The following is a 9,655-nucleotide window of genomic DNA, read 5'->3' as shown; positions in this document are numbered from 1 at the left end:
ACACGTTGATGTGGCTCTACGGCACCGGCATGCCGAAGTCCCGTCGCTACCCCGGCGGCGCCCGCCCGGGGCGGGGCGGGCGCTCCGTCGCCCGACGGCCCACCGGGGTCGCCCTACTCGGCCTTCGCGGCCCACCAGATCAGGAGGCCCTGCAGCGGCAGGCGGGCGATCAGCGCCGCGCGGCCGCCGGGGACCTGCGGGTAGCGCTCGGGGTGCAGCGCCATGTTGACGTTCGACGGGAAGACGCCGATCAGCGTGGCGACCGACAGCAAGCGGCCGAAGCGGCGCGTCCGGGGAACCATCGTCGCCGCGCCCGCGACGCCCTCGACGACGCCGGAGAGCTGCACGAGCTCCTTGTGGGCCGGCAGGTAGTCGGGGACGATCGACTCAAACGGCTTCGGGATCGCGAAGTGCAGGATCCCGGCCGTGATGAACATCGGTCCGAAGAGGCGCTCGATCGGCGGCATGCGCCCACCCTACCGGCGGTAGGGAGCCGCGTCGCGGCCGATTCCCGCGCCGGCCCGCCGTCCGCGTCGGTCGCGGGAGGCACGCCCGCCCCGGCCCCGGACGCGACACGCGACCCCGACCCGGCACGGCCCCGGCCGCGCCCCGTTGCCGTTCCGGCACATCGGCTTGCCGCCCCGCTCCCGGCGGGCCACGCTCCCGGGACCGGCCGCCCCCGCGGCCCGACCGGAGAGCCCGATGACGACGTCGTCCCACGCCCACGACCCCGCCCCCGCCGACGACCCCCGCGAGTTCTGGGAGTCCCACTACGAGCGGCAGCGGGAGCGGTTCCGCGGCAACCCCAACGCGCTGGCCCTCGACCACCTCGACGACCTGGCGCCGGGCACGGCGCTCGAGCTCGGGTCCGGGCAGGGCGCCGACGCGATCTGGCTCGCGCGGCGCGGCTGGACGGTGCTGGCGGTCGACCTCTCCGAGAACGCGCTCCGCCTGGCCGCGGAGCGGGCCGACGCGGCAGGGGTCGCGGACCGCGTGCGGTGGCGGCAGCACGACCTCGGGGCGGGCGTGCCCGAGGGCTCGTTCGACCTCGTGCTCTCGAGCTACACGCAGTCGCCCGTGGGCCTGGCCCGCGTCGACGTCCTGCGGGCGGCCGCGGACCGCGTCGCGCCCGGCGGGGCGCTCTTGGTCGTCGGGCACTCCGGCATCCCCTCGTGGGCGACGGTGGGGCCGCCGGCCGAGGAGATGCCCGACGCGGCGACCCTGATCGCCGCCCTGGACCTGCCTGGCGACGCCTGGACGGTCGACCGCCGCGCCGACGTGCAGCGCGAGATCACCGACCCCGACGGACGCCCGGCCACGCGCCCCGACAGCGTCGTGCGCTTCCGCCGGCGGTAGGCGCCCGGACGACGCGGGCCTACGCCCCGGCGACCTCGTCGTCCTCGAGCTCCCGGCCCCGCGAGACCAGCAGGCCGAGGACCGCGGCGACGACGGCCAGGCCGACGCCGACGTACATCGCGGCGTGGAGGCCGTCGATGAAGGTCGCGTAGGACGCGTCGCGGATCGAGGCGGTCAGCTGCGGCGACGGCGTGCCGCCCGACGCCTGCGCGATGCCGGCGATCAGCGACTGCGGGGCCTTCTCGGCGTCGACCGGCGAGACGCCCTGCGAGACGAGCTCGCCGGCCTTGTCGACGATCGCCGCGACCGGCCCGGGGACGTTGCGGGACGCCAGCTCGTCGCCCAGGGACGAGGTGACCTTCGACGCGATGATCGAGCCGAAGACCGCCGTGCCCAGGACGCCGCCGAGCTGCTGCGCCGTGGACTGCAGGCCGCCCGCGACGCCGCCGCGCTCGACCGGCACGTTGCCGAGGATCGCCTGCGTCGTGGAGACGATCACGAGGCCGAACGACAGGCCGATGATCAGGAAGTACGGCCACTGGCCGTTGTAGCTCGTGTCGACCTCCAGCTGCGAGAGCCCGAAGAACGCGACGACGAGCAGCACCATCCCGAGGATCAGCGGCGGCCGCGGGCCGTACGTCTCCGTCATCCAGCCGCCCAGAGGTGCGGAGACGACGAACATCGCGGTCAACGGCAGCATCCGGACGCCGGTCTGGACCGGGCTGTAGCCGTGCGTGTTCTGCAGGTAGAGCCCGATGAAGAAGAGGACGCCGAAGAGCGCGAAGAAGCCGACGACGACCAGCAGCGTGCCCGCCCAGACCGACCGCTCGCGGAAGATGTCCAGCGGCAGCAGCGGGTCTTCCGCGCGGTGCTCGCGCAGCACGAAGAGGCCGAGGACGACGACGCCGGCGAGCGCGAACAGCAGGACGTAGGCGGAGCCCCAGCCCTTGTCCTGCGCCTTGATCAGCGCCCAGACGACGAGGAACAGGCCGCCGGAGAGCAACCCGACGCCGGGGACGTCGAACGAGCCCGTGTGCCCCTCGTCCTTGGACTCCTTCACCCACGCCAGCGCGACGACCATCGCCAGCAGGCCGAGCGGCAGGTTCAGCAGGAAGATCGACTCCCAGGACACGTGCTCGACGAGCAGGCCGCCGATGATCGGGCCCGACGCGACGGCGAGCGCGGAGCTGCCGCCCCAGATGCCGACGGCGCGGTTGAGCTCGGCCGGCGGGAACGCCGAGCGGATCAGCGCCAGCGTGTTGGGCATCAGGAGCGCGCCGGCGACGCCCTGCAGGACGCGGAAGACGATCAGCGTCCCGATGTCCGGCGACAGCGCGCAGCCCAGCGACGTCAGCGCGAAGCCCGCGATGCCGATGACGAAGACCTTCTTGCGGCCGAAGCGGTCGCCGAGCTTGCCGCCGAGGATCAGCAGCACCGCCAGGGCGAGCAGGTAGCCGTTGGTGACCCACTGCAGCCCCGACAGGGACGCGTCGAGGTCCGCGGCGATGGTCGGGTTCGCGACGCCGACCACGGTGCCGTCGAGGCCGACCATCATCACGCCGAGGGCGACGGCGACGAGCGTCAGCCACGGGTTGCCCTGGGCCTTGGCCCTTCGGGCGTCGCGCTGCTCGCGGCCGGAGGGTGTGGTCGCGCCGGGCGTGGCGGTCGGGGAGGATGCGCTCATGGAGGACTCGTGGACGATGGAGGGCGGCGCGCGGCGACGCACGGACGCCGCGGGAGAGAAACGGTACAACAGTGTTCCGCTTACACCCGGTGCCCGTGAGCGATAGCCCCATCGACCCGGCGGCGCCGGACGGCGCTCCGGCGCCGCTCCGCGCCGACGCGCGCCGCAACCGCGACCTCGTCGTCGCCGCCGCGGTGCGGGTCCTGTCGGAGCGCCCGGACGCCAGCATGCGCGAGATCGCGGAGGCGTCGGGCGTCGGGCGCACGACGGTCTACCGGCACTTCCCCCAGCGCGACGACCTCGTCCGCGCGCTGTTCCGGCGCGTCTTCGAGGAGGCTCACGAGATCGCCGAGCGGTTCGTCGCCGAGGGCCGGGCCGCGTGGGCGGCCGGCGACGGTGACGGGCTCGAGGTCGTCGTCGCCCTCACGGCGGAGTTCGCCGACATCGGCGAGCGCTACCGCTTCCTGGGCGTGCACCGCGAGCTCGAGGCGGAGCAGCTGGAGGCCCTGTCCGCCGAGCACGGCACCGAGCCGCTGGAGTCCTACCTCGCGGAGGCGCAGGCCCGCGGCGAGCTGCGGACGGACCTCACCGTGCCGTGGATGATGGACGTCGTCCACGGCCTGACGATGATGGCCGCGCAGCACGTGCGCCTCGGCGCCGGGACGGTCGACGAGCTCCGGCCGATGCTCGCGGCGACCGTGCGCGGGGCGCTCGGGCCGGCGCGGGACTGACGCCCGGGTCGGCGGAGCGCGGAGCCGGGGCTCGACGCCCGGCGGCGGCGTGGCGCCCGGCGCGACCCGACCCGCCCGGCGACCTCAGCGCGGCTCGACGGGCGGGTCGTCGCCCGGGAACGGTGCGCGCTGCAGCCACTGGACGTCGTGCCAGGCGCCGTGCTTCCAGCCGACCTGCCGGTAGAGGCCGGCGGGCTCGAAGCCCATCGCGCGGTGCAGGCCGGCGCTGGCGTCGTTCGGGACGGTCATCCCCGCGAGGACCGTCCGGAAGCCGCGCGCCGCGAGCCGCTCGAGCAGCGCCGCGTAGAGCGCCCGGCCGGCCCCCGTCCGGCGGCGACCGACCTCGAGGTAGACGCTGACCTCGCACGCCCAGCGGTACGCCGGCCGCGCCGCGAACCGGCCGCCGTACGCGTAGCCGAGGACGCGGCCGTCGTCGTCCTCCGCCACGAGCCACGCGTGCGTCGCGAGCGCCGCCGCGATCCGCCCCGCCATCTCCTCGGCGGTCGGCGGCGTCGTCTCGAACGTGATCGCGGTGTCGCGCACGTACGGGGCGTAGACGGCGGCACACGCGGCGGCGTCGGCGGTCGTCGCGTCGCGCACCCGAGGGGCGGTGCGGTCGGGGCTCATGCGGCACCATGGTAGCGACACTTGCCATTATAGTCTACACCCATGGACGACTTCAGCAGCGCGCTGGCCGCCGCCGTCCGGGACGCCCGGGTCTCCCACGGCCTCTCCGCCGTGGCCCTCGCCGAGCGCTCCGGCGTCTCCCGGGCGATGGTCGGCAAGATCGAGCGCGGCGAGGCCCAGCCGACCGCGGCGCTGCTCGGCCGGCTCTCGGGCGCGCTCGGCCTGACGCTCTCGGAGCTCATCGCCCGCGCCGAGGGCGACGACGACCGCCGCCTCGCTCGCGCGGAGCAGCAGCCCGTCTGGACCGATCCCGGCAGCGGCTACGTGCGGCGCGCGGTCTCCCCCGCCGCCGGCGGCCCGCTCGAGCTCGTCGAGGTGTCGCTGCCGGCCGGCGCCGAGGTCGCCTACGCGGCCGACACGTACGCCTTCCTGCACCAGCAGATCTGGGTCCTCGACGGCCGGCTGGTCTTCCGCGAGGGCGCCGTCGACCACGACCTCGGCCCCGGGGACTGCCTGCAGCTCGGGCCGCCGTCGGCCTGCGTCTTCTGCAACGTCACGGACGAGTCGTGCCGCTACCTCGTCGCCCTGGCGCGGCGCGCGTGAGGCTCAGCCCCAGGGGGCGTTCGGCACGACCGGATCCGGCGCGGCGCAGCGGCCGCCGCGCAGGCGGTAGACCGAGACCATCGGGCCGGGACGCTCGTACGCGAGCTCGTAGGTCGTCGCCTGGCGGTCGATCTGGTACTTCACCGGCGCCGCCGTCGGGCCGTACGGCAGGCGCTTGGGCCCGGCGTCGGGCGAGAACGGCGAGACCTGCCACACGAGGTCGGCCCGGCGCGTCAGCTCGCGGTAGTAGCGGCCGGCCTCGGGGACGAGGCCCGGCGTCCGGCCCGCGCGACCCGCCTGGTAGCTGCCCGTGACGACCCAGCAGTAGCCGTAGCGCTCGAACTCGTCGATCAGCTCGGGGTAGAGGATCCGCACCCAGGACGAGAAGCCGGCCTTGATCCTGAGCTGCGGGTGCTCCTTGCGGTCGCGGCGCTGGACGGCCGGGATCGTGTGGTAGATCGACCAGCGGGTCAGGCTGTAGAACGCGTGCGCGCCGTCGAAGGTCGGCGTCCACGCGCCGGGCGACATCGACTCGACGACGACGCCGGCCTTCGGCGGGATGTGGTCCTCCATCCAGCCGCGCGCGATCGTGCGGGTGTCGTCGCGGCCGACGACGTGCGCGGTGTGCGCGCTGTGGGCGAAGGACTGCGCGCCGAGGCCGACGGCGAGGAGCGTCGCCAGCGCGATTCGGAGGGGGCGGCCGCGATCGGCGGGCCCCGCCTCGCGACGCCGCGCGGGCGCCAGCGTCGCGTCGTCCTCGTCCGAAGCGGCTGCCGGGTTCCGCACCGCGACCCCACGCCGCAGCAGCCCCACCAGCTCACTGACCGCGAAGCCGGCGGCGATCGCGAGGACCGGCACGATCGGCAGCAGCCAGCGGGCGAAGAAGCGGTCCTGCGGGCCCATGACCAGCAGGTAGCCGGCGACGAGCGGCAGCAGGACCACCGCGATCCGCCACCGGCGCCAGGCCAGCAGCGCCGAGCCGATCACGGCCGCGACGAGCGGCGCCCAGCCGACGCCCCACCCCGCGGCCCATGTGTAGAAGGCGAAGCCGTTGGTCATCGGCTCGCCGACGTAGCGCCCGCTCCCCGACCAGTCGGCCTGGTACTGGATCGCCCGCCAGACCTCGTGCGGGTCGATGAAGACGTAGGGGTTGGAGACGACGAACGCGACGATCGCGACGACGCCCATCAGCACGCCGCGGCGGATCGCGTGGGGCCAGCCCGTCGTCCCGGTCCGCAGCACGAGCGCGGCGATCGGCGCCAGGACCACGATGCCGGCGTTGTACTTGAAGCCCGCCGCCAGGCCGACCGCGATCCCGGCCAGGATCAGCCCGCGACGGCGCGCCGGATCGTCCTGCAGCAGCCAGGCGGCCGCGAGCAGGCCCATCGCGACGAACAGCAGCGTGGGACCGTCCGCGAGCGCCACCCGCGAGTAGGCCACCGGCAGGAACGCGACGGCCAGGAGGCCCGACGCGACGAGCGCCGCCGTGCGGCCGACGAGCCGTCGGGCGGCCGCGTGGAGCACGGGGATCGCGGCGACGGAGACCAGCGCCACGACGACGCGGCCGAGCAGGTACGCCTGCCCCGGGTCCTTCGCCAGCGCCTCGCTCGGCGACATCCCCTGGGGCCGGAACCAGACCTGGTCGACGATCCCCAGGAGGCCCATCATCCCCGGCGGGTTGACGAGCTCGCGGTAGCCGAGGCGCTGGTGGAAGAACCCCGCCGCGTCCGGGACGAACCGGGCGGACTCGTCGATGTTGTAGACGAGCGGCAGGTTCTGGCCGAGGTTCCAGACGCGCAGGAGCAGGGCGACGAGGACGATCCCGCCGAGCAGCCACAGCTCCCAGGCCGGGACGTCGCGCCAGGGGCGCGTGCGTGGTGCTCGCCCGCTCAACTCGCCACGCGCATCGCGGCGGCGAGCTCCGGGCCCAGCGCGTGCTCGGCGTCGTCCAGGCGGACCGTCAACGGGCCCCCGAACGGCTGGCGGTCCACGAGCGTCAGGCGGACGCCCGGGACGATCCCGCGCTCGGCCAGGTACCGCAGCATCGCCGGGTCGGTGTCGGAGACCCGGACGAACGGGGCGTCGTCGCCGACGTCGAGGTCGTCGAGGCTGCGGGTGGACTGCTCCGCCAGCTCGAGCTCGCGGTCGGGGATCGGGTCGCCGTGCGGGTCGAACGCCGGCTGGCCGAGCTTCGCGGCGATCCGCTCGACGAGGTCGTCGGAGACCGCGTGCTCGAGCCGCTCGGCCTCGTCGTGGACGCGGTCCCACGGGACCTCGAGCACCTCGACCAGGAAGAGCTCCAGCAGCCGGTGGTTGCGGACCGTGCGCAGCGCGACCTTGCGGCCCTGCTCCGTCAGCAGCACGCCGCGGTAGGGCTCGTGCTGCAGCAGGCCGAGCTCCGCCAGGCGCCGCAGCATCGCCGAGACCGACCCCGGCGTGATCCCCAGCCGGCCCGCCAGCGCCGTCGTCGGCACCGCGCCGCCGAGCCGGGTCTCCAGCGCGAAGACGGCCTTGAGGTAGTCCTCGACCGCGGTCGAGGGGGGCGGCGCCGAGGCGGAGGCCATGGGCGGCAGCCTACGGGAGCGGCCCCCATCGGCGAACCGGGAGGGCCGCCCCCCTCGACCGATTCCGCGCCGCCCACCCGGCGGCGCCGAGGCGGAGGCCATGGGGCGCAGCCTACGGGAGCACCCGGCCCAGACGAGGCGGGACCCGCGTCCCGATACGGTCGTCCCGACCCGCACCCGCGAATCCGAGGAGCACCCATGGCCAGCTTCAAGCCCGTCTACGCCGCCCACGCCACCGTCACCGGCGGCCGCGCCGGCGGCGGCAAGACCGACGACGGCCGGCTCGACGTCCAGCTCGACATCCCCGAGGGCCTCGGCGGCAAGGGCGGCGACGGGACCAACCCCGAGCAGCTGTTCGCCGTCGGCTGGGCGGCCTGCTTCGAGGGCGCGATCGGCGGCGTGGCCGGCGACACGGACGTGTCGGACGTCTCCATCGACGCGACCGTCGAGATCGGCAAGGGCGAGGGCGGCCTCGGCCTGCAGGCGACGCTCGCGGTCACCCTCCCGGGCGTCGATGACGAGACCGCCAAGAAGATCGTCCACGACGCCCACCAGGTCTGCCCGTACTCCAAGGCGACGCGCGGCAACGTGCCGACGACGCTGACCGCCAACGGGCAGGCCGTCGAGGCGTAGGCCCCCGCGGGGCCGGCGGGCCCCGCGTCTCCCGCCCGGGTTCTCCCGAACCGTTCCGGCGAACCCGGACCGCCCCGCCACCGGTCCCCGCGATCCCGCGACCCGTGCGCGGTAGCGTCCCCCGGGTGACCGCTGCCGCCGCCCCCAACGTGCCCGACCCGCTCCAGCCCGACGCCGGGCTGCTCGAGCGGCTCGCCGCCCTCGCCGTGCGCGTGGGCGCCAACGTCCAGCCCGGCCAGGTCGTCGCGGTCGGCGGCCAGGTCGGCGGCCACGAGCCGCTGGTGCGCGCGATCGCCGCCGAGGCCTACCGCGCCGGCGCGTCCTACGTCGACGTCGCCTGGTTCGACCCGCTGATCAAGCGCGCCCGGCTCGAGCACGCCGCCGAGGACACGCTCGAGGTCGTCCCCCCGTGGCTCGGCGCCCGGATGACCGCGCTGGGCGAGGCCCGCGCCGCGAACATCTCCCTCGTCGGCCAGGTGCGGCCCGGCGTGTTCTCCGGCATCGACCCCGCACGGGTGGGCAAGGACCAGCTCCCGTCGCTGCGCGAGACCGCGGGCGTGATCAACCGCCGCGAGCTCAACTGGACCGTCGTCCCCGCGCCGAACGCCGGCTGGGCCGGGCTGGTCTTCCCCGACCTCGATCCCGCCGAGGCGCTCCGTCGGCTCGAGGCCGACATCGTCACGGTGCTGCGGCTCGAGGGCGACCCGGTCGCCGCCTGGCAGGCCCGCGCGGCCGAGCTGCGCGCCCACGCCGCCAAGCTCAACGAGCGGCGCTTCGACGCGATCCGCCTCGTCGGCCCGAACACCGACCTCACCGTCGGGCTGCTGCCGTCGTCGATCTTCATCGCCGCGGGCATGGACACCGTCGGCGGCATCTCCCACCAGGCCAACGTGCCGACGGAGGAGGTCTTCACGACGCCGGACCCGACCCGCGTCGACGGCGTCGTGCGCGCGACGAAGCCGCTGACCCTCGGCGGCACGACCGTGGACGGGATCGAGGTCGAGTTCCGCGGCGGCGAGGTCGTGCGGGCGGACGCCAGCGCCGGCGTCGAGGTCCTGCGCGGCTGGATCGCCCGGGACGAGGGCGCCCGGCGGCTCGGCGAGCTCGCGCTCGTCGACGGCGACGGCCGCGTGGGCCAGACCGGCACCGTCTTCCACGAGACGCTCCTGGACGAGAACGCCGCCAGCCACCTCGCGCTCGGCTCCGCCTACACGATGTGCTTGGACGACGAGGCCGACCACGCGCGCGCCAACCGCTCCGCGATCCACGTCGACTTCATGGTCGGCTCGCCCGAGGTCACCGCGATCGGCCTGGATGCCGCCGGCGCCGAGACGCCGGTGCTCGTCCAGGGGGCCTGGAAGCTCTAGGGATCCACTGATCAACGGGGTGTTGGCGCGGCGGTGATGGTGGCAGGCCGAAGCGCGACGGGGTCCGCCCGGCAGGCGGTCCCGAGGCCC

10 protein-coding genes are annotated in these 9,655 nt (G+C 75.2%); 5 read left to right on the top strand and 5 right to left on the bottom strand.

Features of this window, described 5'->3' with window-relative positions:
- Positions 1 to 113: 113 nt before the first annotated feature.
- Positions 114 to 467, bottom strand: coding sequence for a hypothetical protein (locus AB0L40_RS24085; RefSeq protein ID WP_364360709.1), 354 nt, complete (start codon positions 465 to 467; stop codon positions 114 to 116).
- A gap of 235 nt (positions 468 to 702) precedes the next feature.
- Between AB0L40_RS24085 and AB0L40_RS24080 the strand changes: the two genes are divergently transcribed.
- Entirely contained in the window at positions 703 to 1,356 is a 654-nt protein-coding gene (locus tag AB0L40_RS24080; RefSeq protein WP_364360707.1) for a class I SAM-dependent methyltransferase, read from the top strand.
- 19 nt (positions 1,357 to 1,375) lie between these two features.
- On the opposite strand, the gene AB0L40_RS24075 is transcribed toward AB0L40_RS24080, so the two are convergent.
- Positions 1,376 to 3,040 (bottom strand): MFS transporter, encoded by a 1,665-nt coding sequence (locus AB0L40_RS24075; RefSeq protein WP_364360705.1) that lies wholly within the window; start codon positions 3,038 to 3,040, stop codon positions 1,376 to 1,378.
- A gap of 95 nt (positions 3,041 to 3,135) precedes the next feature.
- Here AB0L40_RS24075 and AB0L40_RS24070 point away from each other — a divergent pair, with 95 nt between their 5' ends.
- Positions 3,136 to 3,771, top strand: a complete 636-nt coding sequence (locus AB0L40_RS24070) for a helix-turn-helix domain-containing protein (RefSeq protein WP_364360703.1) — start codon at positions 3,136 to 3,138, stop codon at positions 3,769 to 3,771.
- Positions 3,772 to 3,855: 84 nt separating this feature from the next.
- Here the strand turns inward: AB0L40_RS24070 and AB0L40_RS24065 are convergent, their stop codons facing one another.
- Positions 3,856 to 4,398 (bottom strand): N-acetyltransferase family protein, encoded by a 543-nt coding sequence (locus tag AB0L40_RS24065; protein WP_364360701.1) that lies wholly within the window; start codon positions 4,396 to 4,398, stop codon positions 3,856 to 3,858.
- Positions 4,399 to 4,440: 42 nt separating this feature from the next.
- Between AB0L40_RS24065 and AB0L40_RS24060 the strand changes: the two genes are divergently transcribed.
- On the top strand, positions 4,441 to 5,001 hold the full coding sequence (locus tag AB0L40_RS24060) for a helix-turn-helix domain-containing protein (RefSeq protein WP_364360699.1): 561 nt from the start codon (positions 4,441 to 4,443) through the stop codon (positions 4,999 to 5,001).
- Between the two features lie 3 nt (positions 5,002 to 5,004).
- Here the strand turns inward: AB0L40_RS24060 and AB0L40_RS24055 are convergent, their stop codons facing one another.
- Positions 5,005 to 6,894 (bottom strand): glycosyltransferase family 39 protein, encoded by a 1,890-nt coding sequence (locus tag AB0L40_RS24055; RefSeq protein ID WP_364360697.1) that lies wholly within the window; start codon positions 6,892 to 6,894, stop codon positions 5,005 to 5,007.
- Entirely contained in the window at positions 6,891 to 7,565 is a 675-nt protein-coding gene (locus tag AB0L40_RS24050) for a metal-dependent transcriptional regulator (protein ID WP_364360695.1), read from the bottom strand. The genes AB0L40_RS24055 and AB0L40_RS24050 overlap by 4 nt, the downstream gene beginning before the upstream one ends.
- A 198-nt stretch (positions 7,566 to 7,763) precedes the next feature.
- Here AB0L40_RS24050 and AB0L40_RS24045 point away from each other — a divergent pair, with 198 nt between their 5' ends.
- Both AB0L40_RS24045 and AB0L40_RS24040 read left to right on the top strand, forming a co-directional pair.
- Entirely contained in the window at positions 7,764 to 8,198 is a 435-nt protein-coding gene (locus AB0L40_RS24045) for an Ohr family peroxiredoxin (RefSeq protein ID WP_364360693.1), read from the top strand.
- Between the two features lie 125 nt (positions 8,199 to 8,323).
- Positions 8,324 to 9,565: an aminopeptidase gene (locus AB0L40_RS24040; RefSeq protein WP_364360691.1), complete on the top strand. Its 1,242-nt coding sequence runs from the start codon at positions 8,324 to 8,326 to the stop codon at positions 9,563 to 9,565.
- The last annotated feature ends 90 nt before the right edge of the window (positions 9,566 to 9,655 follow it).

This window comes from Patulibacter sp. NPDC049589 (assembly GCF_040675535.1).
Taxonomy (GTDB): Bacteria; Actinomycetota; Thermoleophilia; order Solirubrobacterales; family Solirubrobacteraceae; genus Patulibacter.
The sequence above is the reverse complement of the archived record's forward strand: the minus strand, read 5'-3'. Positions and strand labels throughout refer to the sequence as shown.